13 protein-coding genes are annotated in these 17,807 nt (G+C 65.5%); 12 read left to right on the top strand and 1 reads right to left on the bottom strand.

Annotated elements, in window-relative coordinates:
- The first annotated feature begins 47 nt into the window (after window positions 1-47).
- The 9 genes from CH276_RS01765 to CH276_RS01725 all read left to right on the top strand — a co-directional run bounded on the left by CH276_RS01765 (window position 48) and on the right by CH276_RS01725 (window position 12,846).
- Window positions 48-1,313: an aspartate aminotransferase family protein gene (locus tag CH276_RS01765; protein WP_094631089.1), complete on the top strand. Its 1,266-nt coding sequence runs from the start codon at window positions 48-50 to the stop codon at window positions 1,311-1,313.
- Window positions 1,310-4,222, top strand: a complete 2,913-nt coding sequence (locus CH276_RS01760) for an FAD-binding and (Fe-S)-binding domain-containing protein (RefSeq protein ID WP_094631090.1) — start codon at window positions 1,310-1,312, stop codon at window positions 4,220-4,222. Before CH276_RS01765 ends, CH276_RS01760 begins: the two co-directional genes overlap by 4 nt.
- Window positions 4,219-5,694 (top strand): NAD-dependent succinate-semialdehyde dehydrogenase, encoded by a 1,476-nt coding sequence (locus CH276_RS01755; protein ID WP_094631091.1) that lies wholly within the window; start codon window positions 4,219-4,221, stop codon window positions 5,692-5,694. The genes CH276_RS01760 and CH276_RS01755 overlap by 4 nt, the downstream gene beginning before the upstream one ends.
- Before the next feature lie 15 nt (window positions 5,695-5,709).
- Window positions 5,710-6,423 carry a GntR family transcriptional regulator gene (locus tag CH276_RS01750; RefSeq protein WP_230596661.1) on the top strand — a complete coding sequence of 238 codons (714 nt, stop codon included), beginning with the start codon at window positions 5,710-5,712 and terminating at the stop codon, window positions 6,421-6,423.
- Window positions 6,424-6,645: 222 nt separating this feature from the next.
- Window positions 6,646-7,824, top strand: a complete 1,179-nt coding sequence (locus CH276_RS01745) for a M24 family metallopeptidase (RefSeq protein WP_176459079.1) — start codon at window positions 6,646-6,648, stop codon at window positions 7,822-7,824.
- A gap of 2 nt (window positions 7,825-7,826) precedes the next feature.
- A complete protein-coding gene (locus CH276_RS01740; protein ID WP_254924277.1) occupies window positions 7,827-9,152 on the top strand; it encodes an aminotransferase-like domain-containing protein in 1,326 nt (441 codons plus the stop codon).
- A complete protein-coding gene (locus CH276_RS01735) occupies window positions 9,149-10,345 on the top strand; it encodes a M20 family metallopeptidase (protein ID WP_094631092.1) in 1,197 nt (398 codons plus the stop codon). Before CH276_RS01740 ends, CH276_RS01735 begins: the two co-directional genes overlap by 4 nt.
- A gap of 114 nt (window positions 10,346-10,459) precedes the next feature.
- The gene (locus CH276_RS01730; protein ID WP_230596658.1) at window positions 10,460-11,890 is read left to right on the top strand and encodes an MFS transporter; all 1,431 of its coding nucleotides are present in this window, start codon (window positions 10,460-10,462) and stop codon (window positions 11,888-11,890) included.
- Complete coding sequence (locus CH276_RS01725) at window positions 11,890-12,846, top strand: D-2-hydroxyacid dehydrogenase (protein ID WP_094631093.1); 957 nt, start codon at window positions 11,890-11,892, stop codon at window positions 12,844-12,846. The genes CH276_RS01730 and CH276_RS01725 overlap by 1 nt, the downstream gene beginning before the upstream one ends.
- Before the next feature lie 4 nt (window positions 12,847-12,850).
- Here the strand turns inward: CH276_RS01725 and CH276_RS01720 are convergent, their stop codons facing one another.
- Complete coding sequence (locus CH276_RS01720; protein WP_176459071.1) at window positions 12,851-14,002, bottom strand: NADH:flavin oxidoreductase/NADH oxidase; 1,152 nt, start codon at window positions 14,000-14,002, stop codon at window positions 12,851-12,853.
- A 113-nt stretch (window positions 14,003-14,115) separates the two neighbouring features.
- Here CH276_RS01720 and CH276_RS01715 point away from each other — a divergent pair, with 113 nt between their 5' ends.
- From CH276_RS01715 to CH276_RS01705, 3 genes are read left to right on the top strand one after another with little or no spacing between them, the layout of a single operon-like run.
- Window positions 14,116-15,393, top strand: a complete 1,278-nt coding sequence (locus CH276_RS01715; RefSeq protein ID WP_032394570.1) for a glutamate-5-semialdehyde dehydrogenase — start codon at window positions 14,116-14,118, stop codon at window positions 15,391-15,393.
- Between the two features lie 45 nt (window positions 15,394-15,438).
- Window positions 15,439-16,320: an AAA family ATPase gene (locus CH276_RS01710; RefSeq protein WP_032394569.1), complete on the top strand. Its 882-nt coding sequence runs from the start codon at window positions 15,439-15,441 to the stop codon at window positions 16,318-16,320.
- Window position 16,321: 1 nt separating this feature from the next.
- Window positions 16,322-17,737 carry a vWA domain-containing protein gene (locus CH276_RS01705; protein ID WP_094631094.1) on the top strand — a complete coding sequence of 472 codons (1,416 nt, stop codon included), beginning with the start codon at window positions 16,322-16,324 and terminating at the stop codon, window positions 17,735-17,737.
- Window positions 17,738-17,807: the final 70 nt, after the last annotated feature.

Genomic DNA, 17,807 nt, shown 5'->3' with positions numbered 1-17,807 from the left:
ATTGCAGATTGTTGACAATCCTAATTCGGTGGGTGACGATGGCAGCCATGACAGCGTCGACTCGCACCCACCTCAGCCCGGCACTCAAGCAGGCGACCCCGATCGTCGTCGATCACGGAAAGGGCAGCTGGATCATCGGCACGGACGGGCGCAAGTACCTCGACTTCACCACCGGTATCGGCGTCACCAGCACCGGGCACTGCCATCCCCGCGTGGTCGAGGCCGCCCGCGAGCAGGTGGGCAAGATCATCCACGCTCAGTACACGACAGTCATGCATCATCCGCTGCTGGCGCTGACCGACAAGCTCGGCGAGGTACTACCGCCCGGTCTCGACAGCGTCTTCTACGCCAACTCCGGCTCCGAGGCCGTCGAGGCATCGATTCGGTTGGCGCGCATGGCGACCGGACGGCCCAACATCATCGCGTTCCACGGAGGGTTCCACGGACGCACGGTGGCGGCCGCGTCGTTGACCACCGCGGGCACCAAGTTTCGGTCCGGATTCTCACCGATCATGGGCGGTGTGCATATCGCGCCGTTCCCGTACGCGTTCCGATACGGCTGGGACATGGACACCGCCGTCGCCTTCGCGTTGAAGGAACTCGACTACCTGCTGATGACGATGTCGAGCCCCGCCGACACCGCTGCGTTCATCATCGAGCCGGTACTCGGTGACGGCGGTTATCTGCCCACGCCTCCGGAGTTTCTCGAGGGCCTGCGCGAACGCGCGGACACCCACGGGATCGTCCTCATCGTCGACGAGGTGCAAGCGGGGGTCGGCCGTACCGGGAAATTCTGGGGTCATCAGCACTCGTCGATCACTCCCGACATCGTCATCACCGCGAAAGGTCTGGCCAGCGGATTTCCGATCTCGGCGATCGCGGCATCGACCGAGTTGATGAGCAAGGCCTGGCCCGGATCGCAGGGCGGCACGTACGGCGGCAATGCCGTCGCCGCTGCGGCGGGTGTCGCGACGCTCGACGTCGTGCGTGAGGAAGGTCTGGTCGCCAACGCTGCCGCGCAGGGCCGAGTTCTGCTCGACGGCCTGCTCGCACTGAAGTCCGAGCACTCTGCAATCGGTGATGCACGTGGACTCGGCTTGATGCAGGCACTCGAATTCGTCGACAGCGCAGGCAATCCCGATGCTGCGGCCGCTCTGCGCGTACAACAGGGCGCGATCGACGAGGGGTTGTTGCTGCTCACCTGTGGCGCGCTCGGCAACGTGGTCCGGATCATCCCGGCGCTGATCGTGAGCGACGACGAGATGCGGCAGGGCCTCGACGCGTTGTCGCGCACACTGAAGAACGTGCTGTGACGGCTGCTTCCGTTCGGTCCCCGGTTCCTGCACTCGTGCAGGAAGTACGCGAACTGGGCATCGAGATCGACGACTCGGATCGGCGGCTCGCCGAGTACTCCTACGACGCCTCGAACTACCGAATTCCGCCTGCCGCCGTCGTGTTTCCGCGCAATGCCGATGACGTGTCCACCGTGGTTTCGCGGTGCGCCGCTGCCGGAATCGCGGTCATCGGCCGAGGCGGCGGAACGTCCATGGCGGGCAACGCGATCGGTCGCGGCATCGTGCTCGATTTCTCTCGCCACATGAATCGCGTGATCTCGGTGGACACCGACTCGCGAACGGCGGTGGTGGAACCGGGAATCGTCATCTCGGAGTTGCAGCGAGAGTTGGTGGCGCGCACAGCCGGGGAATTCACGTTCGCCCCCGACCCGTCCAGCAAGACACGCGCGACGGTCGGCGGGGCGGTCGGCAACGACGCATGCGGTAATCATTCGGTGCGCTACGGACGAACAGCGGACCACACGGTGGCGATGGACGTGGTCACCGCCGACGGGCACCTGCTTCGAGTGACTCGTAGCGGTGTGGCGGCAGTGCATTCGCAGGATTCCGCGGCAACCGATGCGGCCGAACGTATCTCGCGTGAGCTGCAGTCGCTGGCGGCGGACAACCTCGCCCTGTTCAGAGTCGAGCTGGGCCGCATACCGCGACAGGTCTCCGGATTTCACCTGTCGCATCTGCTGCCCGAGAACGGGTTCGACGTCGCTCGTGCACTCGTCGGAAGCGAGGGCACCTGCGCGGTGATCGTCTCGGTCACCGTCGCCGTCGTGCCCGTACCGCGGGCCGCGCTGTTGCTCTGCCTGGGCTACGACGACGTGGTGGCCGCCGCGGCCGACGTGACGGCCATTCTCGAGTTCTCGCCTGCCGCGGTGGAGGGTATCGACGACAACATCGCCCGGACGATGGAGTACCGCCGCGGACCGGACTCCGTCCGCGGTCTGCCCGCGGGAAACGCCTGGCTCTACGTCGACCTCGACGGTGCCGATACCGCCGAAGTGGAGAACAAGGCCGCCCGTCTGCTCGAGGCGCTCGGTCTTCTCGGCCGCGTCAAGGAGGGCCGCATCGTCACCGACCCTGCCGATCGAACAGCGCTGTGGCGAGTACGTGAGGACGGCGCGGGGCTCGCGACCCGCCTGGCCGGCGGAGCCGAGTCCTGGGGCGGCTGGGAGGACGCCGCCGTCGCACCCGAGAACCTGTCCGCCTATCTCGCCGACCTCAACGTGCTTCTGGCCGAACACGATCTGACGGGGGTGATGTACGGACACTTCGGTGCCGGCTGCATGCACGTGCGCATCACGTTCGATCAGCGCACCGACGCCGGACGACGAGTGATGAACGACTTCCTGCGCGCCGCCGCGCGGGTGGTGGTCGAGCACGGCGGCAGCCTGTCCGGTGAGCACGGCGACGGCAGGGCACGCTCGGAACTGCTGCCGGTGATGTACTCGTCCCGCATGCTCGACGCGTTCGCACGATTCAAGCGCATCTGGGATCCCGGCGGCATCCTCAACCCGGGGTCGATCACCGATCCGGAACCGATGATGGACAACCTGATGCTGCAGGGCATCCCACAGCGGGAATGGAAGACGACCTTCGATCTGCACCAGATCGGGACGCGGGCAGACCTGGATCCCTTCGTACACGCAACTCAGTCGTGTGTCGGTGTCGGTAAATGCCGCACAGCGTCCGGAGGCGTCATGTGCCCCAGTTTCCGCGCCACGGGCGACGAGAAGGATTCGACGCGGGGACGGGCACGAGTGCTGCAGGAGATGGTGCGCAGTTCGCCGACAGTTGCCGACGGATGGGCCTCGAAGGACGTGGCCGAATCGCTCGATCTGTGTCTGTCCTGCAAGGCCTGTTCGTCCGATTGTCCTGTCGGAGTGGACATGGCGACGTACAAGTCCGAGTTCCTCGATCATCACTACGCGGGGCGACTGCGGCCGCTCTCGCATTATTCGCTTGGCTGGTTGCCCCGCTGGCTGAAGGTGACGAAGAGAACGGCACCGTTGCTCAACCGTCTGCTCACCCCGCGCATCGCGGCACTGGCGGCTCGGCTCGGTGGGCTGACCACCGAGCGGCCGTTGCCACGATTCGCATCGGCGAAGGAACTGGCGCGAGAAGTCCGGCTCGGCGGCGGCCGCGACGCGGACGTCGTGTTGGTCGTCGACACCTTCACTCAGGGTTTTCGTCCCGAGGTCGCGGGCGCGGCTCAGCGCGTGCTCGAGGACTCGGGCCGCAGCACCGAATGCCGGACCGACGTGTGCTGTGGTCTGACCTGGATCTCGACGGGCCAGCTGAAGGCCGCCCGCGCGCACCTCACGAAAGCCGTTGCAGCACTGGACGACGGCACCGACCGGCCCATCGTCGTCACCGAACCGAGCTGCGCGGCGGCGTTCCGCAAGGACATGCCGGAGTTGGTTCCCACCCCGGCCGCGAGACGAGTCGCGGCGCGAGTACAGAGTTTCGCGGGCGCGGTGATCGATCAGGCCGCGGCCGGGTGGGTGCCCACGGCCGAGATTCCCGACTCGGTGACCGTACAGACCCACTGCCACGAATATGCGGTGTTCGGCAACGCCACCCAGCGCACGGCATTGGCCTCCGTCGGTATCGACGCGGTGCGGGAGGCCACCGGATGCTGCGGCGTGGCAGGCAATTTCGGCTTCGAGTCTCGGCACTTCGAGCTGAGCATGGCGGTCGCCGAGCAGGCCCTCGCGCCGGCGCTCCGTGACGCCGAGCCGGACACTCCGATTCTGACCGACGGATTCTCCTGCCACATGCAGGTGCGTCAACTCACCGGTGACCTGACCGGTGACGCGTCCGTACACCTGGCGCAGATACTCGATCCACGTTCGACGAAAGGACCGCGGCCATGACCGCCAGTTCGACCACCAGCCTCACGCGTCCTACCATCACGGCTCCGACCGACCTGTTCATCGCGGGCACGTGGACCGCCGCAGCGTCCGACGCCCGGTTCGATGTCATCGATCCCGCCAGCGGCGAGGTCATCGCCAACGTCGCCGACGGCGGCATCAAAGATGCCGAGAACGCCATGGCCGCAGCGGTCGACGCCGCCGCCGACTGGGCCGCGACGCCGCCGCGTGCACGTAGCGAAATCCTCCGCGCGGCATACGAACTGATCATGGCGCGGTCGGAGGAGCTCGCTGCGATCATCACCGCGGAAATGGGAAAGCCACTGGCCGATGCGCGGGGTGAGGTGGCGTACGGTGCCGAGTTCTTCCGCTGGTTCTCCGAGGAGGCGGTGCGCATCTCGGGCGATCACACCCTCACCGGAGACGGCAAGAACCGCATCGTGGTCACCCGAGCACCCGTCGGACCGTGCATTCTCGTCACTCCGTGGAACTTCCCATTGGCCATGGGAACTCGCAAGATCGGCCCTGCATTGGCGGCAGGATGCACCGTGGTGTTCAAGCCGGCCGAGCAAACTCCGTTGACGGCACTGGCCCTGGCCGAAATCCTGCGCGACGCCGGTGTTCCGGCGGGAGTGGTCAATGTCGTGACCACCACCGACGCGTCGGGTGTCGTGGGCTCGTGGATGAGCAGCGGTTCGGCCCGCAAGATCAGCTTCACCGGGTCGACGGCGGTGGGCAAGATCCTGCTCGAACAAGCCGCATCGACGGTGATGCGCACCTCGATGGAGCTCGGTGGCAACGCACCCTTCATCGTCATGGACGACGCCGATCTCACGCGCGCCGTCGACGGTGCGATGGTCGCCAAGATGCGCAACATGGGTGAGGCGTGCACCGCCGCCAACCGATTCTTCGTACACCGCAGCGTCACAGCGCAGTTCGCGGAGGCGCTCGCCGAGCGGATGGGTGCACTGTCGGTCGGGGCCGGAAGTGCACCCGGAACCGAGGTGGGTCCACTGATCGACGACGCGGGCCGCACCAAGGTGCAGACACTGGTCGACGACGCCCTCGGGCGCGGCGCACGTGCGATCGTCGGGGGAGTGGCCCCGGACGGACCCGGCTACTTCTACCCACCGACGGTCCTCACGGACGTCGACGCGACGTCGGATCTGATGTCACAGGAAATCTTCGGGCCGGTGGCAGCAATCGTTCCGTTCGACACCGAGGACGAGGTGATCGCCCTCGCGAACGACACCGAATGGGGACTCGTCGGATACGTCTTCACCCAGGACATCGACCGTGCTCTTCGGATGGGTGAGCGCCTCGAGGTGGGCATGGTCGGCCTCAACACGGGGCTGGTGTCCAATCCGGCTGCGCCGTTCGGTGGCGTCAAACAGTCCGGACTCGGCCGCGAGGGCGGAAAAGTCGGCATAGACGAATTTCTGGAGTACAAATATTTCGCCATTCCCCGAGGCTGAGAGAGGTTTTCGATCATGCCCAGTTCGAGACGACTGACGCCCATCGACGCACGCAACACGTCGATGGTCATTGCCGACCAGATTCGCGACCGCATCATCGACGGGTCCTACGCCCCAGGGGAACAGATCAACGAGGCCAACGTCGCCGCGGAACTCGAGATCTCGCGGGGACCGGTCCGGGAGGCGTTGCAGCGTCTCAATCAGGAGGGGCTCCTCGTCAGCTACCGGAATCGAGGCGTGTTCGTCGTCGAGCTGAGCAGCGAGGATGTCACCGAGATCTACGAATCCCGCGCGGCGATCGAGGTCGGTGCCGCGTGGACTCTGGTGCACGGCGATCGCGCTCGTCTGGTTTCGGCTGCCGATGAGCTCTCGGCCATCGTGATGCAGATGCAGCCGTTCATCGATCGGGCGGACTGGCGAGGTCTTGCCGAACGGGATCTGGCGTTTCACACCGCCCTGGTCGCGGCAACGCGCAACAGCCGAATGTCGCGAATGTACGCCACGCTCGCTGCAGAGGCGCGAATCTGCATGGCCAACCTCGAAACCGCGTACTACCGGCCCGAGGCGCTGGTGGAGGAACACCAGCTGATCGTCGACCTCCTGCTCGGATCCGACTGGGACGCACTGGAAAAGGGCGTGCACGAGCACATGGACACCGCTATCCACGATCTGACTCGCGCCATGGTCGAGGAGCAGGCAGAACACTCGGCGCTGGCCACTCCGGGTTAGTCGCCTGCCCGCAACACAGCATTTACATCCGAAGTCTTGCGAACCTCTCGCGCCAGCGCTTAGCCTGATTGTCAACAATCTACTAAAACGACTTCCTTGAAGGGGGTGCCCGTGAACGACTCACCCGACGCCGCCTACGTCACCGCACTCGGACCCGACGAGACCACAGGACGGGCCGCTCCAGGCCTGGCTCGGTACCCCGATGTTCCGAACAGCACGCCGATCACCTTCACCGACGAGGAGTACGCCGCCCGGCTCGCTGCCGTCCGAGAGCGGATGGCAGCGCAGAACCTCACCGCGCTCATCGTCACCGATCCCGCGAACCTGTACTACCTGCTCGGCTACAACGCCCTCTCCTTCTACACCCCGCAGATGCTGTACGTGCCCCTCGACGGAGAGATGTACTTCTTCGCCCGCGAGATGGACGCCAACGGCGCGTTTCGGACGTCATGGCTGCCGCAGGATCGAACGTTCGGCTACCCCGAAACATTCGTACAGCGCAAGGACACCCACCCGTTCGTCTGGGTCGCCGCAAAGCTGCGGGAACTGGGACTGGTGAACAACTTCGAGCACGGCCAGGTCGGGTTGGAGATGGACTCGTACTACTTCAGCCCGAAGGCATTCGAGGCACTGGTGAAGTCGCTACCCGAATACCGCTTCACCGACTCCTACGAACTGATCAACTGGGTGCGAGTGGTCAAGTCGCCGGCGGAGATCGCCCTGATGCGCGGTGCCGCCCAGGTGTGCGAGTCGGCGATGTCGGCCGCGTACCGGTCGATCTCGGTCGGTGAACGGCAGTGCGACGCAGCTGCTGCCATCATGAACGCACAGGTACGCGGCACCGAGGAGTTCGGCGGCGACCACCCCGCCATCGTCCCGATGCTGCCCACCGGTGCCGGAGCCGACACCCCTCACCTGACCTGGTCGCATCAGCGCTTCGTGCGGGGCGAGACCACCGTCGTCGAACTGGCCGGAGTGTTCCGGCGCTACCACGTCCCGATGGCGCGCACCATCGTTCTCGGAAAGCCAAGTCCGCGTTTGGATTACCTCGCCAAGTCCACCGGGGAAGCCCTGAACGACGTGCTCGCAACCGTACGGGCAGGCGTCACCGCCACCGAGCTGGCGCAGGTGTGGAACACCAGCCTGGCCAAGCACGGACTGCACAAACCGTCGCGCATCGGCTACTCGATCGGCATCGCCTACGCACCCGACTGGGGTGAGCGCACCGTCAGCCTGCGCACCGACGACGAGACCGTACTCGCCGAGAACATGACGTTCCACATCATCGGCGGAATGTGGATGGACGACTACGGATACGAGGTATCCGAGGCCGTTCGTGTCACCGAGAACGGCCTCGAAACCTTCACCGCATACCCCCGAGAACTACTGACGAAGGAGTGAGCATGACCGCCACCGCACAAGGTCGCCCCGCAGGCTCCACTCCTGCCACCCATGGTCGTTCCGCAGGCTCCACTCCTGCCATCCATGGTCGTTCCGCAGGCTCCACTCCTGCCATCCCCTGGGCACTACGAACCGACAAGCTGGTGGGATCGGTGATCGATTCGTCGACATCGCTCCTCGCCGCGCAGAAACACGACATCGTTCGATTCGCCATGGGATCTCCTGCAGCCGAGACCGTCCCGGCCGCTGCGTTCACCGAGATCGCCGGCAGCGTACTCACCGCGGACGCATTCGATTACGGTGCCACCGAGGGTGATCCGGGTTTGATCGACGCGTTGCTCGCATACCTCGACTCGGTGGGCGAACCCACGATCGAGGAGCGGGTGGTGATCACCTCAGGCGGAATGCAGGGCCTCGACATCGCGTGCAAGCTGTTCATCGACCCGGGCGACCTGGTGATCGTCGAAAGTCCCACGTACACCAACGGAACTGCCACCGTACTCAGCTACGGAGGTGACATTCTCGAAGCTCCGATGGACAGTGACGGCCTCATCGTCGAGGCGTTGCCCGAGCTCGTCGAGCGCGCAGGTCGAGTGCCGAAGATGATCTACGTGATTCCCAACTTCCAGAACCCGTCCGGGGTCACCCTGTCGCTCGAGCGGCGTCAGCTGCTCATCGAGCTGGCACACCGGTGGGGATCGGTCATTCTCGACGACGATCCGTACGGCCTGCTGCGCTTCTCGGGGGATCCGATTCCCAGTTTCGGCACGCTCAGTCCGAACGACCCGTTGATCTTCTCGGTTCGGACCTTCTCCAAGATGATCGCTCCAGGACTGCGAGTGGGGTGGGTGGACGCCGCCCCCGAGGCTCGGCAACTGATCGTCAACGCCAAACAGGCCATGGACACATGCACCAACCTGCCCGGTCAGCGGATGGTGGCCGAGTACATCCGGCGCGGCCTGCTCGACGAGCATCTTCGATCGTTGGCCTCGGTGTACCTGCCCCGCAAGGTCGCGATGCAGAACAGCATCGAGAGGTACTTCGGCGAGTCGATGTCGACGACGGATCCCGAGGGAGGCTTCTTTCTCTGGGCGACGTTGCGCGGCAACGATGTCGACTTCTCGACGCAGGACCTGTTCGAGACGGCGCTGGCCGAGGGCGTGGCCTACATACCGGGGCCGGCATTGTCGGTGGGTGGGAAGTTCCACGACTCGTTACGGCTGTGCTTCGCCTCGTCGACGCCCGAACGTATCGACGAGGGGATCAGGCGGCTGGCGGCAGCGGTGGAGAAGTCCAAGCATCTGCTCGCCTCCGATCCCACCCGATGACCGTCTCGGATTCCGAACGCGCTCTGCTGGATTCGATCGACGAGCACGAGATCGTCACTCTGACAGCGGCATTGATCGACGCGGGCGGCGAAAACCCCGGCGACACGGAGGAGAAGACCGCAAAGGTCCTTGCCGAGCACTGTCGCGCACTGGGATTCGACGTTCGAACCGTCGAGGTGGTTCCGGGTCGGCCCAACGTCATCGTCTCGATCGGATCCGACGATCGCCCGGGAGTCCTCTTCGTCGGGCACTCGGACGTGGTCCCCGCGGGAACGGGCTGGACCACCGACCCCTTCTCCGCCGTGGTTCGAGACGGCCGCATCGTCGGCCGCGGGGCCTGCGACATGAAGGGCGGCCTCGCCGCCGTCGTGGCCGCGATGACCGCGGTGCAGCGCGCCGGTCTTGCCGACGAGCATCCGATGACGTTGGCGTGCCTGGTCGACGAGGAGGACACCGGTCTCGGCATCCGAGCGTTCGTGGCCGACCCACCACTGCGGAACCACAGCCACTGCGTGGTGGCCGAGCCGACGGATCTGGTCACCATTGTCGGTTGCCGAGGCGCCGCCAATCTGGAGATCGAGATTCGCGGCCGCTCCGCACATGCGGGACAACCTCGTAACGGAGCCAATGCCATAGCGGCTGCAGCGCGCATCATCGCGATCATCGAAGACTGGCAGATCGAGCTGGACGGCAAACCCGACCCCGAGTTGGGCCCCGCCACCTGGAACGTGGGAACCATCTCCGGTGGGACGGGAACCTCGATGGTCGCCGATCGCTGCACGCTCACCATCGATCGGCGACTGCTTCCCGGCGAGCGCGCCATCGATGTCGTCGACGAATTGCGCTCACGTATCGAAGCAGCGGATGTGACCGGATCCGGTATTGAGGTGACAATCGACGTCGCGATGGAGATGCCCGGCTTTCTGACCAGCGCAGACAGCGGATTGGTCAGCACCGCAGTGCAATCGGTCCTCGACACCGGATCTGCGAGTTCGACTGACATCTGGACTGCTTCGTGCGATGGTGGTTTCGTGGCACAGCAGATGGGTATCGGCACCGTCGTGCTCGGTCCGGGGGAGATCGAAAACCAGGCACATCGGCCGGACGAATCCGTGGCCGTGCGGCAATTGACCGACAGCGCAAGGGCGTACGCGTTGATAGCCACCAGAATCGCTGCGCCACCTGGTCTTTAGCTTCCGAGAAGGGGGTTGGCCGAAAAGCACGTTCCGGTTGGCCGTACAGTCGAATGCTGCGAAGTACCACACCGACGCTCCATGTTGTTCACAAAAGCGAGAGGTATTTCGACCGTGACCGAAAATTCAGGGTCGGCATCCACGCCGACCGGATATCCACCGAGCACTGACACGCTGAGCCCGAACGAGACGAAGATCCTGCACCGAGCGATCGGCGGATCGGCGCTCGGAAACGCAGTCGAGTGGTTCGACTACGCGGTGTACGGCTATCTGGCCGTGTACATCGCCGCGAACTTCTTCCCGTCCGAGGACGGGGGCGCAAGCCTGCTCTCCACTTTCGCCGTGTTGGCCGCGTCGTTCATCATCCGCCCCATCGGCGGCATCGTGCTCGGCCCACTCGGCGACCGCATCGGTCGTCAGAAAGTCCTCGTGCTGACCGTCTCGATGATGACGTTGGCCACGGCGACGATCGGTGTGCTGCCGACATTCGACACCATCGGCATCGCCGCACCGTTGTTGCTGCTCGTCTGCCGATTGGTGCAGGGCTTCTCCACCGGTGGTGAGTACGGTGGTGCAGCAGTGTTCATGGCCGAGTACGCGCCGGACAAGAGGCGCGGATTCTTCGGATCGTTCCTCGAATTCGGCACCCTCGCCGGCACCGTGGGCGGTGCCACCCTGTGCACCCTGCTCAACGTCGCGCTCGGCGACGAGACGATGGAGGCCTGGGGCTGGCGCATCCCGTTCCTGGTCACTCTGCCGCTGGGCATCGTTGCACTGTGGTTGCGGACCCGCCTCGAAGATTCTCCGGTGTTCGCCGAGGCCAAGGAGGACGGCGGCACGGTCGACGAGGGTGCGGGCGGAGCGATCACCTCGCTCAAGGCCACCATGACGTACTGGCAGCGGATCCTGATCCTGATGGGATTCGTGTTGCTGCTGAACATCGCCTACTACACGGTGCTGACGTTCTTGCCCTCGTATCTGAGCGACACGTTGGGCCACAGCACGACTCAGTCCAACTTCACTCTCGTGGCCATCATGATCGTCATGATGGCGATCATCAACCCCATCGGCGCTCTGTCCGACCGAGTGGGCCGAAAGCCGTTGCTGCTGGCGGCCTGCGTCGGGTACTTCGTGCTCAGCGTTCCGCTGTTCCTCCTGATCATCAACACCGGACTGATCGGCCAGAGCATCGGCCTGCTCGGTCTCGGAGTGTTGCTGGTCATCATGTGCTCGTGTGTGTCGTCGACCCTGCCCGCGCTGTTCCCCACTCAGGTGCGCTACGGAGCGTTCGCCATCGGATACAACGTCTCGACGGCGCTCTTCGGCGGTACCGCTCCGCTGATCCTGACGTTCCTCATCGAACGGACCGGCTCGAACCTGGTCCCGGGCTGGTACATGATGATCGCGGCGGCCATCGCCTTCGTGCCGATTCTGCTGATGCCGGAAACCGCAGGCCGTTCGCTGCGCGGAACCCAGTGCCCCGGCGACAACGACGACGAGGTGGCCGCGTCCGGCGTCGAACTCGTCGGCTACAAGAAGAAGTAGTGGCACCGGTACTCGTCGTTCTGCACGCCGGCGACCTCCCCGACGGGCTCGACGCCGTCGCGGAGGTCGCCGACGTCCGGTACGCCACTGCCGACACCCTCGGTGATGCGGTCGACGGTGCCGACGCGTTGTTGCTGTGGGACTTCTTCTCCTCCGCAGTCGAATCGGCATGGCCGCGCTGCAGTTCGCTGAAGTGGATCCACATCGCCGCCGCAGGCGTCGACTCGTTGATTTTCGACGATCTGGTCGAATCCGATGTGGTCGTCACCAATTCGCGGGGAGTCTTCGACCGACCGATCGCGGAGTTCGTACTGGCCCAGATTCTGGCGTTCGCCAAGGACTCCGAACGCTCACGTGCTCTGCAGCTTTCGAAGGTCTGGCAGCACCGAGAGACCGAGCGCATCGACGGTGCCCACGCGATGATCGTGGGCACCGGCGCGATCGGCCGCGCGATCGCGAGCCTGCTGAGCGCGGTGGGAATGTCGATCTCGGGTGTGGGTCGAACGGCACGAGAGGGCGACCCAGATTTCGGCACCGTCTGTGGCAGTGCCGATCTCGCGGCTCGAGTAGAGCGTGCCGACTACCTGGTGCTGGTCGCCCCGCTGACCGATCTGACGAGGGGGATGGTCGACGATTCGGTGCTGGCCGCGATGAAGCCCGGCGCGCGGGTGATCAACGTGGGCCGCGGGGAGTTGCTCGACACCGAGGCACTGCTGGCGCACCTGGCCACCGGGCACATCGCAGGTGCCGCACTCGACGTGTTCGAGACCGAACCGCTCTCGGCCGACCATCCGTTGTGGACGGCCGAGAACGTGATCGTCACACCGCACATGAGCGGTGACGCGTCGGGATGGAAGCTGCGACTGGCAGAATTGTTCGCCGACAACGCCCACCGGTACTTCCGCGGCGAACCGTTGCTCAATGTCGTCGACAAGAAGCTCGGCTTCGTGGTCTGAGGTCTCAGTAGGCCCGCTCGTACTGCGGTGCCACGGCCGGGAGCATCTCGACGCCGAGTTCTCGGGCGGCGCGCCGCGGCCAGTACGGATCCCGCAGTAGCTCGCGCGCCAGCAGCACGGCCGTCGCCTCGCCCAGCGAGACGATGTCCTCCGCCTGCTTGGGTTCGGTGATCATGCCGACCGCGGCAGCGGGCATGGTCGTCTCGTTCTGGATGCGCCGCGCGAACGGAACCTGGTAGCCGGGACCGACCGGAATCTTGGCGTGCACGTTTCCGCCGGTCGAGGTGTCGACCAGATCCACCCCGTGCTCGGTGAGGATCTGCGCCAAGGCCACCGTCTGATCCGACGTCCAGCTAGGAGCCTCCAATGCGGGCGTGCCCTCCCCACCGGGTCGTTCCGCAGACTCCACTCCTGCAGCATTCTCGGGCTCGTCGAGCCAATCCGTCGCCGAGAGGCGAACGAAGACCGGAAGCTCGGCCGGCCACACCTCACGCACCGCGTCGACGACCTCGATCAGCAGCCGCGTGCGACCCGAGAAGTCGCCGCCGTACGAGTCGGTCCGCGTGTTGCTGGCGGGGGACAGGAACTGGTGCAGCAGGTAGCCGTGTGCGCCGTGTATCTCGACAACCCGGAATCCTGCTTTCAGCGCGCGCTGGGCGGCAGTCCGGAAGTCGTCGACGATCTTCGCGATGTCCTCGGCTGTGGCCTCCCTCGGGGTCGCGTAGTCACCGAACGCAACCGCGCTCGGGCCGACGGTCTCCCAGCTTCGGGGATCCTCGGCGGGCAAGGACTTGCCACCCGACCAGGGAGCCGCGGTCGACGCCTTGCGGCCCGCGTGTGCCAGCTGGATACCCGGCACGGTTCCGAAGGATTCGATCTCGGTGACGATCGCCGCCAATGCGTCGGCCTGAGTGTCGTTCCAGATACCCAGGTCCGACGGGCTGATGCGACCCTCGGGGCTCACCGCGGTCGCTTCGGTGATGATCAACCCGGCACCGCCGATCGCCCGGCTCACCAGGTGGGTGCGATGCCAGTTGCCGGCGACACCGACACTGTCACCCGCCTCGTCGGCCGAGTACTGGCACATCGGTGCCATCCACACCCGGTTCGGGAAGGTGACCTCACGCAGGGTCAGAGGCTCGAACAGCGCACTCACAAGTGGTTCCTCCGGTCTTCGGGCGGCGTCGACGGTCGGTCGACGATCTTCACGCTGTGCTGCAACGACGCGGCGATGCAGCTTCATTCCCGGCCCCTATTAGTGTGTAGTTCATGACAGCTTCCGTCTCGGCCGAACCGGTGACCACGACTGCCGACGAGCGAGAGAACGTGCACGCCGCAGCCCGCCGAGCGCGCACCGCATCACGCGCGCTCGCGCTGCTGACGACTGCAGAGAAGGACGCTGCGCTGCATTCCGCGGCCGACGCGGTCGTCGCTGCAGCGGAGTCGGTACTCGCCGCGAACGCAGTCGATATCGAGAACGCGCGAGCGGCCGGTACCGACGAGGGGCTGCTGGACCGCCTGCGGCTGACCGCGTCGCGCATCGACGGCATCGCCGCCGGTCTGCGACAGGTGGCCGGGCTGCCCGATCCGATCGGCGAGATCATCCGTGGTTCGACGCTGCCCAACGGGCTGGAGATTCGGCAACTGAGAGTTCCGCTCGGCGTGGTGGGCATGGTCTACGAGGCTCGACCCAACGTCACCGTCGACGCGTTCGGTCTCGCGTTCAAGTCCGGCAACGCGGTGCTGCTTCGTGGTTCGTCGTCGGCGGCACGGTCCAACGCGGCACTTGTCGAGGCACTGCAGGGAGCGTTGCGCGGTCACGGTCTGCCCGAGGCCGCGGTGCAACTTCTCGGAAGCGCCGACCGTGCCACGGTCACCCACCTCATCCAGGCGCGCGGCCTGGTGGACGTGGTGATCCCGCGCGGTGGAGCAGGACTGATCGCTGCGGTCGTGCGCGACGCAACGGTCCCCACCATCGAGACCGGCGTCGGAAACTGCCACGTGTACATCCATGCTTCTGCCGATCCGGAGACGGCCGAGAAGATCGTGCTCAACGCCAAGACCCGACGGGTCAGCGTCTGCAACGCAGCCGAGACCGTGTTGGTGGACTCCGCGATCGCCGAGACCATGGTGCCCCGGCTGCTCCAGGCGTTCCAGATGCACAGCGTCACGGTGCACGGGGACCTGCCCGGGCTCGTGCCTGCGCGCGACGAGGACTGGTCGCAGGAGTATCTCTCCCTCGACATCGCGCTGAAGGTCGTCGGCGGTATCGACGAGGCGATCGAGCACATCGACCGATACGGCACCGGCCACACCGAGGCGATCGTCGCCGCCGACATCGGTGCCGCGCGCGAGTTCACCCAGCGGGTCGATGCGTCCGCGGTGATGGTCAACGCGTCCACGGCGTTCACCGACGGAGAGCAATTCGGCTTCGGAGCCGAGATCGGTATCTCGACTCAGAAGCTGCACGCGCGTGGACCCATGGGATTGCCCGAATTGACCTCGACCAAGTGGACCGTGTGGGGCGACGGACACGTCCGAGACTGACACCCCTCGAAGTACCGGCCAGACCCGATCATCAGGAGCTGTGACATGGATCGTGCCCTACCGACGACACCCCCGCTGTTCGCCAGCGTGGACGACGTCCAGAGGCGCCTGGCCGAGACGGGCTATCTGGCCGACAAGGCCACCGCCACCTCGGTGTTTCTCGCCGATCGCCTCGGCAAGCCGCTGCTGATCGAAGGTCCGGCGGGAGTGGGCAAGACCGAGTTGGCCCGTGCCGTCGCGCAGACGACCGGGGCCGAACTGGTGCGGCTGCAGTGCTACGAGGGTGTGGACGAGGCTCGCGCGCTGTACGAGTGGAACCACGCCAAGCAGATCCTGCGCATCCAGTCCGGTACCGCGGCCGATTGGGACTCGACCAAGCTCGATGTCTTCTCCGAGGAATTCCTGTTGGCGCGGCCGCTGCTGCAGGCGATTCGTCGTACCGATCCCACGGTTCTGCTCATCGACGAGACCGACAAGGCCGATGTCGAGATCGAGGGTCTGCTGCTCGAGGTGCTCAGCGACTTCGCGATCACCATTCCCGAACTCGGCACGATCGTGGCCGAGCGGACGCCGTTCGTGGTGCTCACCTCCAATGCCACCCGTGAACTGTCCGAGGCCCTGAAGCGTCGCTGCCTGTTCCTGCATCTGGACTTTCCCGACGCCGACCTCGAGCGTCGGATTCTCGCCAGCAGGGTTCCCGAACTGCCCGAGGCCGTCGCCGAGCAGATGATCAAGACCGTGCGGGTACTGCGCGCGATGCAGCTCAAGAAGTTGCCCTCGGTGGCCGAGACCATCGACTGGGGACGCACTCTGTTGGCGCTCGGTATGGACACCCTCGACGACGATGCGGTTCGCTCCACACTCGGTGTGGTGCTCAAGCATCAGTCGGACCAGGTCCGCGCGGCAGCCGAACTCCGGCTCAACTGACATGCAGGCCCCGCACGGAATTCCCGGTCACCTCGTCGGTTTCGTCGATGCGCTGCGTCGGCGTGGAATTTCGGTCGGGCCGTCGGAGACGGTCGATGCCGGACGCGTCCTGTCGGTTCTCGACCTGCTCGATCGGGAGGCCGTGCGCGAGGGTCTGGCCTGTGCACTGCTGCGCCGGCCGACGCATCGCGGAGTCTTCGACGCCCTGTTCGACCTGTGGTTTCCGGTGGCATCGGGCACCAGGGACTCGGGGCAGATCGATACCGCGTTGCCTCGCACCGACGCCGGCGACGTCGACATCGATGCGCTCCGCGAGCTGTTGGTGGATCTGCTCTCGGACGACTCGGCCGAGGCCGCGGAGTTGACCCAGATGCTGGCTGCGCAGATGGTCGAGGAACTCGGACAGTACAAGTCCTCCAACGGGCCTTCGTTCTCGGCGTATCAGGCCCTGCGCGACGTTGCGCCCGAAACGTTGCTGCGCAAGATTCTCGACGGATTGCTCGGGCGCAGCGAAAACGCGCCCGATCGCCCCACCGACGACTACGAGTCCGAGGTCGCCAAACGCACTGCCGCGCAACGTATCGCAGACCTACGCAAGATGGTCGAGAGCGAGACGAGGCGTCGTTCGGCAGAGAAGCTGGGCCGTGAGCGGGTAGCGAGCTACGGGGTGCCCAAGCTCGCCGAGGAAGTCGACTTCCTGCGGGCCTCGGACACCGAGATGGCGGCGCTGCGGCGTAACGTCACCCCTCTCGCCCGGCTGCTGGCGTCGCGACTTGCGGTGCGGCGCAGCCGAAGCAGACACGGCTCGATCGATCTGCGTCGCACGCTGCGCAAGTCGATGTCAACCGGCGGCGTCCCGATCGACCTGGTCGAGCGCAAGCCTCGGAGAGCACGCCCCGAACTCGTTGTGCTGTGCGATGTCTCGGGCTCGGTGGCAGGATTCAGCAATTTCACTCTGCTGCTGGTGCATGCACTACGCGAGCAGTTCTCGCGCGTGCGCATCTTCGCGTTCATCGACTCCACCGACGAGGTGACGCGATTCTTCGATTCCGGTTCCGATCTCGGAGCCGCGATGAGCCGAATCATCGGCGAATCCGATCTCGTGACGTACGACGGACACTCGGACTACGGCCATGCACTGACGACGTTCGACGAGAAGTACGCCCATGCGGTCACCAGTCGCAGTTCGGTGCTGATTCTCGGTGACGCCCGCACCAACTACCGCGAGCCGAAGCTGCCGGCGTTGGCGCACATCGTGTCGGTGGCCAAGCATGCGTACTGGCTCAATCCGGAACCGAAATCGCAGTGGGGTTCCGGCGATTCGGCGGCCAAGGTGTACTCCGGCGTGATCGCGATGCACGAGTGCCGATCGGCTCAGCAGCTCGCCACCGTGGTCTCGCGTCTGCTTCCGGTGTGAGGCGTGTGACGCCCAGCGGCAACCCGGACGTAGAATCGGCGGTTGTGCAGCGCGAATCCGAACCCGGCGA

The sequence above is a fragment of the Rhodococcus sp. 06-470-2 genome (assembly GCF_002258235.1).
Lineage (GTDB): Bacteria > Actinomycetota > Actinomycetes > Mycobacteriales > Mycobacteriaceae > Rhodococcoides.
Note: the sequence above shows the minus strand (reverse complement) of the source record. Positions and strands in the feature narration are given on the sequence as shown.

Bases quoted from the DNA above. Each gene is read 5' to 3' on its own strand.
- CH276_RS01755 (WP_094631091.1), top strand. From the start codon at position 4,219: ATGACCGCCAGTTCGACCACCAGCCTCACGCGTCCTACCATCACGGCT.
- CH276_RS01765 (WP_094631089.1), top strand. From the start codon at position 48: ATGACAGCGTCGACTCGCACCCACCTCAGCCCGGCACTCAAGCAGGCG.
- CH276_RS01705 (WP_094631094.1), top strand. From the start codon at position 16,322: ATGCAGGCCCCGCACGGAATTCCCGGTCACCTCGTCGGTTTCGTCGAT.
- CH276_RS01710 (WP_032394569.1), top strand. From the start codon at position 15,439: ATGGATCGTGCCCTACCGACGACACCCCCGCTGTTCGCCAGCGTGGAC.
- CH276_RS01750 (WP_230596661.1), top strand. From the start codon at position 5,710: ATGCCCAGTTCGAGACGACTGACGCCCATCGACGCACGCAACACGTCG.
- CH276_RS01735 (WP_094631092.1), top strand. From the start codon at position 9,149: ATGACCGTCTCGGATTCCGAACGCGCTCTGCTGGATTCGATCGACGAG.
- CH276_RS01715 (WP_032394570.1), top strand. From the start codon at position 14,116: ATGACAGCTTCCGTCTCGGCCGAACCGGTGACCACGACTGCCGACGAG.
- CH276_RS01740 (WP_254924277.1), top strand. From the start codon at position 7,827: ATGACCGCCACCGCACAAGGTCGCCCCGCAGGCTCCACTCCTGCCACC.